This is a genomic window from Cellulomonas sp. P4_H12 (assembly GCF_056400905.1).
Genome location: NZ_JBFUKJ010000010.1, coordinates 14,353 through 31,330, shown reverse-complemented (window position 1 = coordinate 31,330; position 16,978 = coordinate 14,353). Strand labels below are relative to the sequence as shown.

General features: G+C 74.0%; 17 protein-coding genes. 6 read left to right on the top strand and 11 right to left on the bottom strand.

All coding sequences use genetic code 11. From position 1 onward, the window contains the following. Nucleotides 1–10: 10 nt before the first annotated feature. The 3 genes from AC1DQC_RS07375 to AC1DQC_RS07365 are packed head-to-tail and all read left to right on the top strand — an operon-like array spanning nucleotide 11 to nucleotide 2,050. Nucleotides 11–817 (top strand): Cof-type HAD-IIB family hydrolase, encoded by an 807-nt coding sequence (locus AC1DQC_RS07375; protein ID WP_477050572.1) that lies wholly within the window; start codon nucleotides 11–13, stop codon nucleotides 815–817. Beyond that, nucleotides 814–1,344 (top strand): alpha/beta hydrolase family protein, encoded by a 531-nt coding sequence (locus AC1DQC_RS07370; protein WP_477050571.1) that lies wholly within the window; start codon nucleotides 814–816, stop codon nucleotides 1,342–1,344. The genes AC1DQC_RS07375 and AC1DQC_RS07370 overlap by 4 nt, the downstream gene beginning before the upstream one ends. A gap of 55 nt (nucleotides 1,345–1,399) precedes the next feature. Further along, nucleotides 1,400–2,050, top strand: a complete 651-nt coding sequence (locus tag AC1DQC_RS07365; protein WP_477050570.1) for a SanA/YdcF family protein — start codon at nucleotides 1,400–1,402, stop codon at nucleotides 2,048–2,050. Nucleotides 2,051–2,059: 9 nt separating this feature from the next. On the opposite strand, the gene AC1DQC_RS07360 is transcribed toward AC1DQC_RS07365, so the two are convergent. After that, entirely contained in the window at nucleotides 2,060–2,977 is a 918-nt protein-coding gene (locus tag AC1DQC_RS07360; protein WP_477050569.1) for a LysR family transcriptional regulator, read from the bottom strand. Nucleotides 2,978–3,307: 330 nt separating this feature from the next. Between AC1DQC_RS07360 and AC1DQC_RS07355 the strand changes: the two genes are divergently transcribed. From AC1DQC_RS07355 to AC1DQC_RS07345, 3 genes are all read left to right on the top strand, one after another. After that, nucleotides 3,308–4,261 carry an aminotransferase class V-fold PLP-dependent enzyme gene (locus tag AC1DQC_RS07355; protein WP_477050568.1) on the top strand — a complete coding sequence of 318 codons (954 nt, stop codon included), beginning with the start codon at nucleotides 3,308–3,310 and terminating at the stop codon, nucleotides 4,259–4,261. Between the two features lie 166 nt (nucleotides 4,262–4,427). Next, nucleotides 4,428–6,530, top strand: coding sequence for an MMPL family transporter (locus AC1DQC_RS07350; RefSeq protein WP_477050567.1), 2,103 nt, complete (start codon nucleotides 4,428–4,430; stop codon nucleotides 6,528–6,530). Between the two features lie 112 nt (nucleotides 6,531–6,642). After that, nucleotides 6,643–9,411 (top strand): cation-translocating P-type ATPase, encoded by a 2,769-nt coding sequence (locus tag AC1DQC_RS07345; RefSeq protein ID WP_477050566.1) that lies wholly within the window; start codon nucleotides 6,643–6,645, stop codon nucleotides 9,409–9,411. Here the strand turns inward: AC1DQC_RS07345 and AC1DQC_RS07340 are convergent. The 10 genes from AC1DQC_RS07340 to AC1DQC_RS07295 form a co-directional block, all read right to left on the bottom strand. Beyond that, nucleotides 9,408–10,163, bottom strand: a complete 756-nt coding sequence (locus tag AC1DQC_RS07340; protein ID WP_477050565.1) for a PIG-L deacetylase family protein — start codon at nucleotides 10,161–10,163, stop codon at nucleotides 9,408–9,410. The two genes, AC1DQC_RS07345 and AC1DQC_RS07340, sit on opposite strands and share 4 nt — an antisense overlap. A gap of 9 nt (nucleotides 10,164–10,172) precedes the next feature. Next, a complete protein-coding gene (locus tag AC1DQC_RS07335; protein ID WP_477050564.1) occupies nucleotides 10,173–10,727 on the bottom strand; it encodes an O-acetyl-ADP-ribose deacetylase in 555 nt (184 codons plus the stop codon). 794 nt (nucleotides 10,728–11,521) lie between these two features. Further along, the gene (gene dtd, locus AC1DQC_RS07330; RefSeq protein WP_477050563.1) at nucleotides 11,522–11,965 is read right to left on the bottom strand and encodes a D-aminoacyl-tRNA deacylase; all 444 of its coding nucleotides are present in this window, start codon (nucleotides 11,963–11,965) and stop codon (nucleotides 11,522–11,524) included. Then, nucleotides 11,962–12,924, bottom strand: a complete 963-nt coding sequence (locus AC1DQC_RS07325) for an asparaginase (protein ID WP_477050562.1) — start codon at nucleotides 12,922–12,924, stop codon at nucleotides 11,962–11,964. The genes dtd and AC1DQC_RS07325 overlap by 4 nt, the downstream gene beginning before the upstream one ends. A 4-nt stretch (nucleotides 12,925–12,928) precedes the next feature. Beyond that, complete coding sequence (locus AC1DQC_RS07320; protein ID WP_477050561.1) at nucleotides 12,929–13,267, bottom strand: DUF2516 family protein; 339 nt, start codon at nucleotides 13,265–13,267, stop codon at nucleotides 12,929–12,931. 19 nt (nucleotides 13,268–13,286) lie between these two features. Then, the gene (locus tag AC1DQC_RS07315; RefSeq protein ID WP_477050560.1) at nucleotides 13,287–13,706 is read right to left on the bottom strand and encodes a type II toxin-antitoxin system VapC family toxin; all 420 of its coding nucleotides are present in this window, start codon (nucleotides 13,704–13,706) and stop codon (nucleotides 13,287–13,289) included. A 1-nt stretch (nucleotide 13,707) separates the two neighbouring features. Further along, entirely contained in the window at nucleotides 13,708–13,974 is a 267-nt protein-coding gene (locus tag AC1DQC_RS07310; RefSeq protein ID WP_477050559.1) for a type II toxin-antitoxin system Phd/YefM family antitoxin, read from the bottom strand. A 54-nt stretch (nucleotides 13,975–14,028) separates the two neighbouring features. Further along, on the bottom strand, nucleotides 14,029–15,129 hold the full coding sequence (locus AC1DQC_RS07305; protein WP_477050558.1) for an FUSC family protein: 1,101 nt from the start codon (nucleotides 15,127–15,129) through the stop codon (nucleotides 14,029–14,031). Nucleotides 15,130–15,136: 7 nt separating this feature from the next. Beyond that, on the bottom strand, nucleotides 15,137–16,327 hold the full coding sequence (ygfZ, locus tag AC1DQC_RS07300) for a CAF17-like 4Fe-4S cluster assembly/insertion protein YgfZ (protein WP_477050557.1): 1,191 nt from the start codon (nucleotides 16,325–16,327) through the stop codon (nucleotides 15,137–15,139). Further along, nucleotides 16,327–16,908, bottom strand: a complete 582-nt coding sequence (locus tag AC1DQC_RS07295; RefSeq protein WP_477050556.1) for a heme-binding beta-barrel domain-containing protein — start codon at nucleotides 16,906–16,908, stop codon at nucleotides 16,327–16,329. The genes ygfZ and AC1DQC_RS07295 overlap by 1 nt, the downstream gene beginning before the upstream one ends. Between the last annotated feature and the right edge of the window lie 70 nt (nucleotides 16,909–16,978).

Here is a 16,978-nt window from a genome sequence, read left to right as displayed (position 1 = left end):
GGATCGGTCCGTGGAGCCCCTCGTCGTCGACCCCGTCCCCGACATCCGGCTGATCGCCGTCGACATGGACGGGTCCCTGCTCGACGACGAGAAGAAGATCCACGACGACTTCTGGCCGCTGCTCGACGAGCTGGACCGCCGGGGGATCCGGCTGTGCCCGGCCAGCGGTCGCCAGTACGCCACCCTGCGCCGCCAGTTCGGCCGCGACGAGCTGGTCTACATCGCGGAGAACGGCTCGTACGTGGTGCAGCACGACGAGGAGATCAGCTCGGACGGCCTGGACCTGTCGACGGCCCGCGCCGTGGTCGAGGTGGTCCGCGCGGCCACCCACCTGGACCTCGGCACCGTGCTGTGCGGCAAGCGCTCCGCCTACGTCGAGCGGTCCGACCTGGCGTTCCTCGAGCAGGCCACGCCGTACTACGCCAAGCTCGCCGTCGTCGACGACCTGCTCGCCGTCGAGGACCACGTGCTCAAGGTCGCCGTGTACGACTTCGGGTCGTCCACCACCGGCGCCGGACCCTTGCTGGAGCCGTTCGACGCCCTGGTGTCCGGCGAGCACTGGGTCGACGTCATGAGCCCGACCGCGGACAAGGGCCACGCCCTGCGCGCGGTCCAGGACGCGCTCGGGATCACGGCCGAGCAGACCATGGCGTTCGGCGACTACTTCAACGACATCGGCATGCTCGACGCGGCCCACTACTCGTTCGCGATGGACAACGCACACCCCGACGTCCGCGCGCACGCCCGCTTCGTCGCGCCGGCCAACACCGAGAACGGCGTGGTCCGCACGATCCGCTCGGTCCTGGGCCTGTCGTGACCGTCGCGGGCCTGCTGCTGACGCCCGGCTTCGGCGGGAGCCGCGAGAGCGGCCCGCTCGTCGCCGTCGAGAAGGCCGTGGCCCCCCTGCCGGTGCTGCGGCTCGACCTCCCGAAGACCGCCGCCCCGGCGATCGCGCAGGTCCGCGCGCAGGCCGAGGCGTTCGCGTCGTCCCTGGGCGTCGGCACCGACGAGCTGGTCCTCGGCGGCCGCTCGTTCGGTGGCCGGATGTGCTCGATGGCGGTGGCCGACGGCCTGCCCGCCGCCGGCCTGGTGCTGCTGTCCTACCCGCTGCACCCGCCCGGCCGCCCGGACTCCCTGCGCACCGCGCACCTGCCCGACATCCGCGTCCCGGTCCTGGCCGTCTCGGGCTCGACGGACCCGTTCGGGTCGCCCGACGAGCTGACGGCGCACCTGGCCGCGATCCCCGCCCCGCTCACGACTGTCTTCCTGCCCGGACCGCACCTGCCGACGAGCGCCGCCGCGGTGGCGCAGGCCGTCCGCACCTGGCTCGACGCCCTCGCGTGACGACGTCGGCGCGAAAGTTCCACGCAGGTCCCGTCTCGCGCCCTACGCTCCGTCCGTGAGCACCCGCCGCCGCGCCGCGTGGATCGTCGTCGCGGCCGCGTCCGCGCTGGTCATCGGCCCGATCCTGTGGGTGCAGGGCCTCGGCCAGACCGAGGTCCGCGCCGCCGACGACGTCCCGACTACCGCCGTCGCGCTCGTGCTGGGCGCGGGCCTCCGACCGGACGGCAGCCCGTCGGTCTACCTCGCCCGTCGGCTGGATGCCGCGCGCGAGCTGTACGCGCGCGGCGCGGTCGACGTCGTCCTGGTCAGCGGCGACAACGCCCACGCGAACCACGACGAGCCCACCGCGATGCTCGACTGGCTGGTCGCCCACGGCGTCCCGGCCGACCATGTCGTCCGCGACCACGCCGGCTTCGACACCCACGACTCCTGCGTCCGCGCGCACGACGTGTTCGGGGTCGACGCCGCGGTCGTCGTCACGCAGGACTACCACCTGCGCCGCGCGCTGTTCTCCTGCACCGAGGCCGGCATCGCGGTCACGGGCGTCGGCGTCTCGTCCGCCTCCGTGCGCCCGGTCCAGGCGATGTCGTGGCGCGCTCGCGAGCTCGCCGCGTCGTGGCGCGCCGCGTGGGACGCGGTGACCCGGCGCTCCCCCGTGTACGACGGGCCCCGCGAGACGTCGGTGCAGGACGCCCTCGGCCGGTGAGCCGGCGGGTCAGGCCCGGAGGGCGGCCGCCGCGATCGCCTCGATCGTCGCCACGACGCCCGGCACCCGCAGCAGGTCCGGCGTCGTGACCGCGTGCACCTGTCGCACGGACGTGCCCGTGGCGCGGCGGACCACGACGCCGGGCTGCCGCTCCGCGGTCGGGCGGACCAGCTCGGGCAGCAGCGCCACCCCCAGGCCGGCGGCGACCAGCCCCAGCACCGCGACGTAGTCGTCCGTGGCGTAGGCGATCGCCGGCGTGAACCCGCAGGCGGCGCCCGCGCTGAGCAGGTGGCCGCGACAGCGCGGGCAGCCGGCGATCCACGGCTCGCCGGCCAGGTCGCCGAGGTCGAGCTCGGGGCGCCCGGCGGCCGGGTGGTCCGCCGGGAGGGCGACCATCGTCGCGTCGTCGAGCAGGTGGCGGGTCACCAGGCCCGCGAGGTCGTCCTCGCCCCGCCCGAGCTCGACGCCGGGGTAGGCGAACGCCAGCGCGACGTCGGCCGACCCCGCGCGGACCGCTCGGAGCGACTCGGGGGGCTCGGCCTCGTCGAGCGTGACTGTGAGGCCGGGGTGCCGCGCGCGCAGGTCCGCGAGCGCGCCGGGCACGATCGTCGCGGACGCCGACGGGAACGCGACCAGCCGCACCCGCCCGGCGCGCAGGCCCGCCAGCGCCGAGACCTCCGCGTCCGCCGCGCGCAGCGCCGCGCCGACCGTCGAGCCGTGCCGGGCCAGCACCTCTCCGGCCTCAGTGAGCCGGACCGTCCGGCCCGTGCGGTCGAGCAGCGCGGTGCCCAGCCGCCGCTCGAGCCGCCGCACGTGCTGGCTGACCGCGGGCTGGCTGTACCCGAGCAGCGCGGCGGCGCCGGTGATCGTGCCGGCGTCGGCGATGGCGCGCAGCATGCGCAGCGACCCGACCTCGAGCCCGCTCACCCCACCCACCCCCGCGACGTCCGCAGAACCGGTCGTCGGGGCAGTCGGATGCGCGGACGTCCCCGAGCGGTCCCCCGCGATGTCCGCAGATCCGGGCGTCCTGACGACCGATCGTGCGGACGCTCGGGGTGGCAGCTGTGTGTGGGCCATACGCGCAAGTATCACGCTGCGTGATGCCTGGGCGAAGCACCTCGTCATTGTGTGATGAACGGTCCCGCGCGACCATCGACGCATGGACTCCCTCGCCACCCTGCGCGCCGCGTTCACGCCCGTGCCCGGCTACCTCGACGCCGCCACTGCGGGCTGCCGGCCCGGGCCACGACCGAGGCGATGCACGAGGCCATCGAGACGTGGCAGGCGGGCCGGGCGGATCTCGCGGTCTACGACGCGGCCGTCGTGGCCTCCCGCTCGGCGTACGCGCGGCTCGTCGGCACKGACCCGTCGCGGGTGGCCATCGGCTCGCAGACGTCCGCGCTGGTCGGCATGGTCGCCGCGAGCGTGCCCGACGGCGCCGAGGTGCTCGTGGTCGACGGCGACTTCTCGTCCATCGTCTTCCCGTTCCTCGCCCAGGCCGACCGCGGGGTCACCGTGCGCCACGCACCGCTCGAGGAGCTCGCGTCGGCGATCCGGCCCGGCACGCACACGGTCGCGTTCGCGCTGGTCCAGTCGCTCGACGGCCGGGTCGCGGACGTCGACGCCGTCCTCGCCGCGGCKCGCGCGGCCGGTGCCCGCACCGTCTGCGACGTCACCCAGGCCGCCGGGTGGTTGCCCGTGGCGGCGGACCGGTTCGACGTCACCGTGTGCTCGGCCTACAAGTGGCTCTCGGCGCCGCGCGGCACGGCGTTCCTCACCGTCGGGCCGGACCTCCTGGCCGACCTGAGGCCCAGCAGCGCAGGCTGGTACGCGGGCGAGGAGATCTGGTCGTCGGTCTACGGCCCCGACATGGCCCTCGCGCGCGACGCGCGGCGGCTGGACGTCTCCCCCGCGTGGCTGTGCTGGGTGGGCGCCGCGCCGGTGCTCGCCGCGTTCGCCGACGCCGACATCGAGCAGGTCCGGCGGCACGACGTCGGCCTGGCCGACAGCCTCCGCGCGGCCCTCGGCCTCGAGCCCGGCGGCAGCGCGATCGTGGCGCTGCCCGACGACGCCGCGGGGTCGCGACGAGCCCTCCTGGCGGCCGGCGGCACGCGCTCGGCGGGCCGCGGGGGCCGGGTCCGGCTCGCGTTCCACGTGTGGAACGACGACGCGGACGTGGCGCGCGCCGCGGCTGCCCTGAGCAACTCCTGAGGGAAACCTGAGGGTCGGCTCGGGGGTCTCCCTGATATCCCTGGGCCTGACGACGCCGGAATCCTAGGATCGCAAGCAGCACCGGCACCGGCGCCCCGACGCGGTATCACCCGTCGCGCGAGCCGCCCTTCTTCGTCGTCGTCGACTCCCCACAGAGGAATCAGCCATGTCTCAGGTCGCCGGATGGATCACCCATCGCTACCTCAAGTACGCCGTCATCGTCTTCTGGCTCGTCGTCGTCGCGCTCCTCGGACCGCTCGCGGGCAAGCTCACGGGCGCGCAGGACAACGACGCCAAGTCCTGGCTCCCCAGCAACGCCGAGTCGACCGAGGTGCTCGACGTCGCCGGCAGCTTCGTCTCCGCCAACACGATCCCCGCGGTCATCGTCTACGCGCGCTCCTCGGGCCTGACGCGCGACGACCTCGCGGCGATCCAGGCCGACGCGCAGCAGTTCGGCACGCTCGACACGCTCGACGGGCAGGTCGTCGGCCCGATCCCCTCGGAGGACGGGCAGGCCGCGCAGATCATCGTCCCGCTCGACCTGGGCAAGGACGGCTGGAACCTCGCCGCCGACGCGGTCACCGACCTGCGGGCCACGGCGCAGGACGGTCCCGACGGCCTCGACGTCTACGTCACGGGCCCGGCCGGCTCGGCCGCCGACTCGTCGAAGGCCTTCGAGGGCATCGACGGCACGCTGCTGTACGCGGCGGTCGCGGTCGTCATCCTCATCCTGCTCATCACCTACCGCAGCCCGATCCTCTGGATCCTTCCCGTGATCTCCGCGGGGGTCGCGCTCACGGTGTCCCAGGCCGTCATCTACCTGCTGGCGGACAACGTCGACCTCACCGTCAACGCGCAGAGCGCCGGCATCCTCACGGTCCTGGTGTTCGGCGCGGGCACCGACTACGCGCTGCTGATCGTCGCGAGATACCGGGAGGAGCTGCGCAAGCACGGCGACCGGCACGAGGCCATGGCCCTGGCGCTGCACCGGGCCAGCCCCGCGATCATCGCCAGCGGCGCGACCGTCGCCATCAGCATGCTCTGCCTGCTCTTCGCGACCATGAACTCGACGGCCGGTCTCGGCCCGGTCGCCGCGGTCGGCATCGTCGTCGCCCTGCTCGTCATGCTCACGCTGCTGCCCGCCCTGCTGGTCACCTGCGGCCGGTGGATCTTCTGGCCGCGCACACCGCGGCTCGGCGACGACGAGCCGTCGGTGCACGGCTTCTGGGCCCGGGTCGGGGGACGCATCGAGCGTCGTCCGCGCGCCACCTGGGTCGGCACGTCCGCCGCCCTCGCGGTCGCCTGCCTCGGCATCGTCGCGCTCAACGCCACCGGGCTGACGACGGAGGAGTCGTTCCGCGGGGTCCAGCCGTCGATCGAGGGCGAGAAGGTGCTCTCCGCCCACTTCCCGGGCGGCGCCGGCTCTCCCGTCGCGGTCATCGCCAACGCCGACCAGGCCACCGAGGTCGCCTCGGTGTTCGGCGGCGTCGAGGGCATCGACCCGACGAGCATCACCGAGCCCGTCGTCAAGGGCGACCTGGCGTACCTCGAGGGCACCCTGACCTCCGCACCCGACAGCGACGACGCCTACGACACGGTCGACCGGGTCCGCGACGCCGTGCACGCGGTGCCGGGTGCCGACGCCCTCGTCGGAGGCACGACGGCCGTCAACCTCGACGTCCAGCGCGCCTCCGCGGCGGACAACAGGCTCATCATCCCGATCATCCTGCTGGTCGTCTTCGTCATCCTCATGATCCTGCTGCGCGCGGTCGTCGCCCCGCTCGTGCTCGTCGGCACCGTCGTGCTGTCGTTCGGAGCCGCGATCGGGATCAGCGCGCTGGTGTTCAAGTACGTCTTCGGCTACGCCGGGGCGGACACGTCCTTCCCGCTGTTCGTCTTCGTGTTCCTGGTCGCGCTGGGGATCGACTACAACATCTTCCTCATGACCCGGGTGCGGGAGGAGGCGCTGCGGATCGGGCACCACCGCGGCGCGCTCGTCGGTCTCGCGGCCACCGGCGGGGTCATCACGTCGGCCGGCCTGGTGCTCGCGGGCACGTTCGCGGTGCTCGGCACCCTGCCCCTGGTGGCCTTCGCCGAGATCGGCTTCGCCGTGGCCTTCGGGGTGCTGCTGGACACGCTGGTGGTCAGGTCCGTGCTGGTCACGGCCCTGAACCTCGACATCGGCAAGGCGATGTGGTGGCCCAGCAGGCTCAGCAAGCAGGCCGAGCCGGAGCCGGCGGAGGAGCCCGTGGCGGTCCCCGTCGCCTGACCCTCACCTCGCGCGCGACCGAGATGCCCGGATCGTCACCAGATCCGGGCATCTCGGGATAGCGTCGGCTCGAGGGCCCCCGCGTGGGGCTTCGACGGCACGAGGAGCTCAGGTGACCGAGATCGCGACCCCACCGTCCACCACCGCGCCGGCTACCCGCTGGTGGGCGCTCGACCCGGATGCCGTCAGCGCCGAGCTGGGCACGGACGTCGTCGCGGGCCTGTCCGCCACCGAGGTGACAGCCAGGCGGGAACGGTACGGGGCCAACACGCTCACGGCGCAGGCGCCACCGTCGGTCTGGGCGGTGGTCTTCCAGCAGGTCCGCGACCCCATGAACATCATGCTCATCGCCGTCGCCGCAGTCAGCGCGGCGATCGGCCAGGGCTCCACCGCGGTGATCGTCGGGTTCCTCGTGGTGATCAACGTGGTCATCGGCACCCGCCAGGAGATGCTCGCCCGCAAGAGTGTCGACGCGCTCGCCACCATGCAGGAGCCGCAGTCCCGGGTGCGTCGCGACGGCGCCCTCGTCCAGGTCCTCGCACGTGAGCTCGTGCCCGGCGACGTCGTCGAGCTGGAGGCGGGCGACATCGTGCCCGCGGACGGCCGGCTGATCCGCACGGCGACGATGGAGACGCAGGAGGCGGCGCTCACCGGCGAGAGCGCCCCGATCGGCAAGGACGTCCTGACGCTCCCCGACGACGAGGTCCCGCTGGGCGACCGCGCGAACATGGCGTTCCAGAACACCTCGGTCACGCGCGGCACGGGCACGATGCTCGTCACCGCGACCGGCATGACCACGCAGATCGGCAACATCGCCACCCTGCTCTCGTCGGTGGAGAAGACGAAGTCGCCGCTGCAGCGCGAGCTCGACAAGCTCACCAAGGTGCTCGGCGTGATCGCCTGGAGCGCCGTGGCGGTCATCGTGCTCATCGGGATCGCGCGCGGGCAGTCGGCCAGCGACCTGCTGTTCCTGGCGACCGCGGTGGCCATCTCGGCGATCCCCACCGGCCTGCCCACCTTCGTCCAGGCGATGCTCGCGTACGGCGCGCGGCAGCTGGCCGACGCCAAGGCCGTCGTGGCCAACCTCAACGACGTCGAGACGCTCGGCGCCACCAGCTCGATCAACTCGGACAAGACCGGGACCCTGACCCTCAACGAGATGACGGTCACGGCCCTGTACACGATCGGGCAGCACTTCACGGTCGAGGGGAGCGGCTACGCCAAGACGGGCCGGATCCTGCAGACGGCGGGCGCGGACCTCCCCGACCTCACACCGCTGGCGTACGGCCTCTGCCTGGCCAGCGACGCCACGGTGTCCGACGACGGTGCCGTGATCGGCGACCCGACCGAGGCCGCGCTGGTGGTGCTCGCCGCGAAGCTGGGCATCGACGCGGAGGAGAGCCGCCGGACGTACCCCCGCGTCGCCGAGGTGCCGTTCGACTCGGCGTACAAGTTCATGGCCACCGCCCACTGGCTCCCCTGGCGCGGCGACCGGTCGCTGGTCGAGGTGGTCAAGGGCGGCCCGGACGTCGTGCTCCAACGCTGCACGCACGCGCTCGCCGGACCCGGTCAGACGGTTCCGCTCGACGACATGCGCGCCGACATCGAGGCGGAGATGGAGCGGTTGGCCGAGCAGGGGCTGCGGACCCTCGCCTTCGCGACGCGGTTCCTCACGCCGGCCGACGAGGTCGCCCTGGTCGCCGACCCGATGTCCTACGTCGAGCAGCTCGTGTTCGTCGGCCTGGTCGGCATCGTCGACCCCCTGCGACCGACCGCCAAGGTGGCCGTCGAGATCGCGCTCAAGGCGGGCATCGAGGTCCGCATGATCACGGGCGACCACGCGGTCACCGCGAGCGCGATCGGCGCCCAGCTGGGCCTCGGGCCGGGGGCCATCAGCGGCCCGGAGCTCGCCCAGCTGACCGACGACGAGCTGCTCGAGCGCCTGCCCAACCTGCACGTCTTCGGCCGCGTCACGCCGGAGGACAAGCTCCGCCTGGTGCAGCTCATGCAGAAGGAGGGTCTCGTCGTMGCCATGACCGGTGACGCCGTGAACGACGCCGCCGCGATCAAGCAGGCCGACATCGGCGTCGCCATGGGCTCGGGCAGCGAGGTGACCAAGCAGGCCGCGCGCCTGGTGCTCACGGACGACAACTTCAGCACCCTGGTGCACGCGGTCGAGCTGGGCCGCAGCATCTACCAGAAGATCACGGCGTACATCCGGTTCCAGATGAGCCAGCTGATCGGGCTGGTCATCCTGTTCCTGGCCGCGAGCATCTTCGACATCGCCGACGGTGTCGCGATGACGCCGATGATGGTGCTGTTCCTCAACTTCTTCGTCTGCGTGTTCCCCGTGATCGCGATCATGCTGGACCCGGTGGGCCCCGGGATCATGGACCGCGAGCCGCGCGACCCCACCCAGGGCATCAGCAACGGCCACGCCGTGCGGCGCTGGCTGCTGTACGGCTTCGTGCTGTTCGCGTCGTCGGCGATCCCGCTGGTCGGCGGTCCCGACGAGCCGAGCCCCGACCATGCCACGGCGTCGATGACGATGGCCTTCGTCGTCATGGGCCTCGGCTCCGTGCTCTCCGGGCTCGTCCTGCGCCGCGAGCCCGAGTCGGGGCTGGCCGCGCCCATCCTCACCGCCATCAAGGTGCTGTCGATCCCGGTGATCCTCGTCGTGCTCGCCACCGAGCTCGGCTTCCTGCAGCAGTGGCTCACCACCCAGTCGCTGTCCGGACCGCAGTGGCTGGCGTGCCTGGGCCTGGCCCTGCTGCTGCCGATCGTCGCCGAGCTGGACAAGGTGTTCATGCGCCGCAGCGCGGCGACCCCGCTGGTCCTCGCCACTCAGGAGGCGGTGAGCCCCGCGCGCGCCCGGGTCTAGAGGTCGTCGCCGAGCACCGGTGGCGGCGCCTGCAGGTCGTAGGCGCGGAACAGCACGGCGTGCTCGACGCCCATCGCGCGCCCCTGCAGCCCCGCGATCATCGGCAGCATGTCCCGCGGCGCCGGGTGCCCGGGCAGCCCGGCGAGGTACTGCGCGTGGGCCTCGAGCGAGGCGATGCCGGCGCGCAGCGCGGCCGCGGAGACCTCGACGCCGTGCGTCGGCCGGGGGTCGCCGCTCACYAGCAGCCAGCGCGCCTGCCACGGCTCGAGACCGTCGTCGAGCAGGTCGGTGAACACCCACCGGTTGGCGGCGTCGCGGACGGCGTCGAGCGTGGCCAGCCCGGCCACGCGGTGGTCCGCCATGTTGAGCCCGGCGACGAACTCGACCTCCCAGGAGCCGGTGAGGACCACGTCGGGCCGGAGCTCGCGGACGTGCCGCGCGATGTCCCGGCGCAGGCTCAGGCCGTACTCCAGGACGCCGTCCGGGTGGTCGAGGAACCGCACGTCCGTGACGCCGACGGCCGCCGACCCGGTGACCTGCTCGCGGGTGCGGACCTCGCGCGTACGGTCGGGCGGCGAGCCGTCCATGCCCGCCTCGCCCCGCGTCAGCACCAGGTACGCGACCTCGACCCCGCGCGCGGTCCAGACGGCCACGGCGGACGAGGTGCCGTACTCGACGTCGTCCGGGTGGGCCACGACGCACAGCACGCGGCGGAAGTCGGAGTCCGGCAGCGCCGGCAGCAGCTCGGGCATCCTGCGACGCTAGCGGCCGTCCAGCGCGGTCTGGAAGGCCTCCAGGGCGTCCGACGAGAAGAGCACGAACCGCACCAGCTCGACGCCGTCCGGCCGCGGGTGCTCGTCGGACCACCCGGCGTCGATCCCCTCCTGCCAGGCGCGCACCGTCCGGACGGCGATCCGCGCGACGTCGTCGACGGCCCAGCCGTAGACCCCCGCGCTCACGGCGGGGAACGCGATGCTCGACGCGCCCAGCTCGACGGCGAGCTCGAGCGGCCGCGCGAAGCAGGACGAGAGCAGCACGGGGTCGGTCTGGCCGGCGTGCCGGTTCGGCCCCACGGTGTGCACCACCCACCTCGCGGGCAGCCGGAATCCGGGCGTCGCGACGGCGTCGCCCACCGGGAGGCCGTCGGGCAGCGTCGTGCGGCGCAGCTCGCGGCAGGCGGCGAGCAGCTCCGGGCCGGCCGCCCGGTGGATGGCGCCGTCGACCCCGCCGCCGCCGAGCAGGGAGGAGTTCGCGGCGTTCACGACGACGTCGACGTCCTGCGTGGTGATGTCGCCCCGGACCGCTTCGATGCGCATGGAGCCATCATCGGGGCTCGCACGCAGCAAGGCCCCTCGGACGCTTACTCCGAGGGGCCTTCGCTGGAGCCAGGCTACCGGGACCCTGCGCCCGGACGGGTGAACGACACACGACCCGTCCACAAATTCTGTCCACAGCCCTGTGTCAACGGGATGTTTCCGCAGGTGGGCCTGTGGACAAGGGTGTGGGGAAACCGGTGGACAAAGAAAGCTGCTGGGAACCCTTGTGGCCCCTTCCCGAACAGGACTAGAAATCTCACATCGAGATCGACAGATCGAGAACCGCAGGTGAAGGAACCCGCCAGGGACGACTGAAACCGCAGGTCAGGTGCCCTCTTCGGAGGACACGGGGACCGGGTGGAGGCCAGCTCGGGAGGACCGGAACCTCGACGCGGCGGAGCCCTCCGGGGCACCGTGCAGGCGGCGCAGGACACCCTTCGGGGAGGTCGCGCCGGCGTGGACAGGCTGTGGATGTCGGGCCGACCGGAGAACGGACGACCACATCGTCGTGGCAACACGGCGACCCGCGGATGACGCCGCGGGGGTCGCTACGGACCGGGAGGTTGCTCGCAGTCGTCCCGCCCGCGGCGGGCCGCAGGTGCTGGACTCCCTCCGGGGTCGACGGCACCGGTGGCGCACCGGGTGCCGGGACGTAGCCGCACCGTCAGCGCGGCGTCGGTCGCCGGTCCGCCGGTGACGGAAGACCTGGGAGCACGGGCAAGGCCCCTCGGACGCTTACTCCGAGGGGCCTTCTCCGCGTCCGGGGCTTCTCGGGCTTCTCGGCCTGGTCGGGATCAGCCGCCGGCGTCCGGCGCCGACTCCAGCAGGATGGTCACCGGCCCGTCGTTGACCAGCTCCACGGCCATGTCCGCGCCGAACAGCCCCGTCGCCACCTCGAGCCCGCGGGCGCGCAGCTCCGCCACCACGGCGTCGACCAGCGGCTGCGCCACCGGCCCCGGGGCAGCCGCGTTCCATGTGGGACGGCGGCCCTTGCGGGTGTCGCCGTAGAGCGTGAACTGGCTGACGACGAGCACGGGCGCGCCGACGTCGACGGCGCACTGCTCGTCGCGCAGGATCCGCAGCTCGGCGATCTTGCGGGCGATGAGGCTCACCTGCGCCGGCCCGTCGCCGGGCGTCACCCCGACCAGGGCCAGCAGCCCGGGTCGGTCGATGGCGCCCACGACGATGCCGTCGACCGTGACGGACGCGCGCGTGACGCGCTGGACGACCGCCCTCACGGGCCGAAGGTGGCGACGACCTCGCCCACGGGAGCCCCGTGCCCGAGCACCGGCGTGAGCCCCACCGGCCCGACGAGCGCCGGGTCGACGCCGGCGACCGCGAGCGCGGCAGCGAGCACGGCCGGGCGCGGGCGGGCCGACCCGTCGGCGATCTTGACCGCGACCGCGCCGCCGTCGGGCAGGCCGGCCGCGTAGACGCCGTCGGCGCCGTCCTTGGCCACCAGGCCCGGCACCGCCTCCATGAACCGCGTGGCATCCCGGCCCGTCCCGCCCACGTGCCACGGGTGCGCCGACATCGCCGCCCCGACGCGTCGCTCGAGGCCGTCACCGGCGGCCAGGCGGCCGAACGACCGCGCCAGCCCCCGCAGGGTCGTCGAGAAGAGCGGGGCGCCGCAGCCGTCGACGGTGGCGAGCTCCACGGGGACGCCCGTCAGCTCGGCCACCACCGCGCGCGTGGCCCGCTGCAACGGGTGCTCGGGCTCCAGGTAGTCGTCGGTGGACCAGCCCGCGGCGACGCAGGTCGCCACCATGCCGGCGTGCTTGCCGGAGCAGTTCTGCGTCAGCGGCTCGGTGCCGTGGCCGTCGGCGCGCCACTGCCACGCCGCGTCGGCGTCGAGCGGCCAGTCGGGGGTGTTGCGCAGGTCCTCGGGGCCGAGGCCGGCACCGGCGAGGATCGCGCGGACCACCTCCAGGTGTCCCGGCTCCGCGTTGTGGCTCGCGCACACGAGCGCGAGGGCGACGTCGTCGACGTCCAGGCCCGCCCGCAGCATCGCGACCGCCTGGAGCGGCTTGAGCGACGACCGCGCCCACACGACGGCGTCCGCGTCGCCGAGCACCAGCCGGTCCGACCCGTCGGGCGCGAGCACCACGACGTGGCCCGCGTGCACCGACTCGACCAGGCTTCCGCGCAGCACCCGGGCGAGCGGGACCGCCGCCGTGCCGATGTCCGTCGTGCTCACCGGCTCACCAGCCCCCGGACGAGCCGCTCGGACCACGGGGTCCGCGCCGGCGCGTGTACGGCGTCACCGCCGGCTTCACGTCGACCAGGTAGACGATCGCGCCGACCGCCGCGAGCAGGGCGAGGAACGACGGCAGGTGCGGCACGCCGGGGATGGGGATCACGCTGAACGAGACGGCGGTGGCGACGCCGACGATCGCCCCCCATAGGCCCTTGGTGAGCTTGCCCGCCTGCGTGAAGGCACTGGCCGGGCGCCGGAGCAGGTCGATGAGTGCCCACAGGCTGAGGCCGAAGATGGCGATGTAGAACACGAAGAAGATGAGGACCTGCAGGCTCGCGATCACGGGCCGAGCCTACGAGACGTCACGGGACCACCAGCAGCCCCTCGGCCCGCGCGGCGGCCGCGAGGTGCTCGTCCCAGGCGGCGACCACCAGGTCGGGCGACCGCAGCTCCAGGGCGGACGCGAGGTGCAGGGCGTCGGCGGCGCGCAGCGGGTGCCGGCCGACGAGCCGGGCCGCCACGGTCGTCACCACGTCCCGGAGCTCGAGGACGTGCAGCCCCGGCCACAGGCGGTCCCACGCCGCGAGCGCGTGCCGGGCGGTCTCGTCGTCGAGCCGCCCGGCACGCCGGCCGCCGGCCAGCACCGCGCGCACCTCGGCGTCGGCCAGCCGGGACGTGACCACCAGGTCGGCGCCGTCCCAGAGGGCCGCGACCAGCGCGGATCCTGGCTCGTCGACGCACAGCTTCACCAGCGCGCTGGTGTCGAGGTAGACGACCGCCATCTCAGCGGCGCAGTCGCCGGACCAGGTCGGAGACCCCGCCCTTCGCCGCCGGTGACGTGCGGTCGCCGCTGCGGGCCGGCGGCCGGGTCTGCGACGACGCGGTGAGGAGCCCGTCGCGCTCCAGCCGCGTCAGCAGGTCCGCAGCCGCGATCCCGCTGAGCCGCGCGACCGGGATCCCGCGCTCGGTGATCACCACGTCCTCGCCCGCGCGCGCGGCCTCGATCCACTGCCTGAGCTCTGCGCGCAACGCGCTGACCGAGACGTCCACGGAGCGACCGTACCGAACCCGCAGGGCCCGTAGGCACCGGTCCGGCACCGAGCGTCAGATCTCGGGCAGCGACTCTCGGGCGTCGCGCGGCGAGACGCCGGCCGCTTCCAGCAGGTCGACGACGAGCGAGCGCTGCAGCAGCACGAGGCTCTGCACCTGCCAGTCKCGCGCCGCCAGCTGGAACGGGTCGAGCGCGCGCGACACCTCGAGCAGCCGGGCGCGGGCGCGCTCGGGGTCCTTCCCGGCGCGGAGCGCCGAGGCCAGGTCGTCCGTGGCGCGCGCCGTCGCCTCGACCTGCGCGGCGATCGACGCCATGTCGTGCGTCTGCGCCTCGACGGCCGCCAGGGCACGCCGCGCAAGCACCCGGGCATTGCGCATGGCGCGGTCGATGAGCACCGCCGTGCCGCTGAGGTCGGCCAGCTCGTCGCGGAACCTGCGGATGGCGGGCGACACGCGCGCGAGCTCGCCGGCGTTGGCCGCCACCTCCGACCACTCGTCGAGCGCCGGCTGGGACGCCCGGCCGCGGACGAGGGCGTCCTCCACGTCGGCGGTCGACCCCGACCGCAGCCCGCGGGCGAGCACGCGCAGCATGCCGGCCAGCTCCTCGACCGCGGCGTGCGCGAGCGCGCGCGGGTGTCGCCGGGGGTCCCGGGGCGTGAGCACGGCGACCGCGAGCGCGACGGCACCGCCGACCGCGGCGTCGATCCACCGGCCGAGCGGGCCACCGCTGGCGGTGATCGCGGGCAGCCCGACGATGACGAGCGCCTGCACGCCGGCCTGCGTGGTGAGCATCGGCCCGCGGTCGATGAACCGCGCGATGATCGCCGCGAGGAACAGCACCACGGCCACCTGCCAGGCACCGTTGCCGATGAGGTGCACGAGCACGTCGCCGAGCGCGACCCCGATCGCCACGCCGACGGCGAGCTCCGCCACGCGCCGAAGGGACCGGTCCGCGGTGAACCCGAGGGCCACCCACGCGCTGACGGGCGCGAAGAACGGGTACGGGTGCCCCACCCAGTAGCGGGCGACCGCGAAGGCGATGGCGGCGGCCAGCGACGCCTGCAGGATCGGGAACCAGGCGGCCCGTACCCGGGCCCAGCCCTGCCGGACCCGTGCCTCCACGACCACGCGCGCACGCGAGGTCGTGTCCGTCACCGGACCCTCACAGCATCGGGTGCTGCCCCAGGCCGCGGGTCAGAGGTCCGCGAGCGGCCGGCCGGTCCACGGACACGCCGTCCCCGGGCACGATCTGCTCCTGGCCCGCCGCGACGGCGCCGCCCTCGCTGTCGACCACGAGCTCGACGTCGGACGGCGTCGAGCGCTTGACCACCGCGAGCGCCACGGGTCCCAGCTCGTGGTGCCGGGCGACCGTGGTCACGTGCCCCACCACCCGGCCGGGCTCCTGCGAGCCGTCCGTCCGCACCACGTCGTGCACCGCGGCGCCGGGCTCGGGCAGCAGGTGCCCCGACCCGTCGAGGTGCAGCAGGACGAGCCGGCGCGGCGGGCGGCCGAGGTTGTGCACCCGGGCGACGGTCTCCTGCCCGCGGTAGCACCCCTTCTGCAGGTGCACCGCCGTGCGCAGCCAGTCGAGCTCGTGCGGGATGGTCCGGTGGTCGACCTCGTGCGACGCGCGGGGGCGCCACGCCTCGACGCGCGCGGCCTCGCTGGCCCAGGTGCCGACGAGCGGCCAGCCGGCGGCCTCCCGCGCGCGCACCTCCTCGACCAGGCGCTCGCGCGGCACCAGCACGAGCCGCCAGGCGCGGTCGGCGCCGGGGTGCTCGTCGTCGGCCGGTCCGTACCGCGTGCCGCCCACGGCCGTGGTGGGCCACGGGTCGCGCCACGTGACGGGCTCGTCGGGGGTGCCCTCGGCGTCGACCGGCTCGCCGATGGCCGCCCAGTCGTCGGTGGCGTCGGCGATCTCGACGCGCAGCATGAACTTCATGCGGTTCAGCCAGGCCGCGAGCGCGATCGGCGTCTCGGTGAGCAGCCACGTGGTCTCGCCGTCGTCGACCACGCCGGCCGCGTGCTCGACGTGCCCCTGCGGGCTGAGCACCAGCAGCTCCGTCGATGTGCGCGGCGCGAGGGTGGTCAGCTCCTGCGAGGTGATCGAGTTCAGCCAGGTCAGCCGGTCGGGGCCGGTGACCGTGACGACGCCCAGGTTCGACTGGTCGACCACGGCGCCGCCGCGCGAGAGTGCGCGCTGCTCGGCCGTCGGGTCGCCGTAGTGCCACGCCACCCCGTCGTCAGGTCCCGAGGCGCGGACCGCGCCGTGCCGGGCGAGCAGCGGGCTGCTGTGCCGCGGGGGTTCGCCGTGCCCCGCGGGGGCCTCGACGGGTGGCGTGTCGGTGGTCATCAGGCCTCGTCGTCGGTGAGGGCCTCGACCCGCGAGAGGCGGCCGGAGGCGTAGGACTGCATCGGGTGGCCGAACGCGGCGATGTCGTGGGCCCACATGAGCTCGCCGTTCACCAGGCCGTAGAGGCGCTTGCCGGCGCTGACCTCGGCGCCGGAGGCCGCACGCACGATCGCGTCGCTGACCAGGTCGATCCGGCCCTTGCCCACGGCGCCGATGTACAGCGCGACGTGACCGGACGGGTCGGCCACCAGCAGCTCGACGGGGTGCTGGTCGGGCGTGAGCCCCCAGTCGGTGGGGCGCTCGGGCGGGATCCGCCAGTACCCGGACTCCGTCTGCCAGACCGGCGCCGAGGGCTCCTCCACCAGCGCGCCCGTGTCGGGCGGTGCCGTGACGAGCCGGATGGTGGACGTGTAGGAGAGATACGGTCCGCCGTCGCTGGCGATGACGATCTCCTGCGTGAACGTCGCCTCGTCGATGCCGGGGTAGTCCACGACCCCCTCGCCGCGCCACGTGCCGAGCAGCCACGCCAGCGGGTACACCTCGGGGGCGAGGCCCTCGGGATCAGGCAGGACGAACGGCATGCGGGGGCCTCCTGTCAGGACGAGGTGTCGGAGCAGGTCAACGCTGACCCTTGAAGAGCCGGTAGACGAC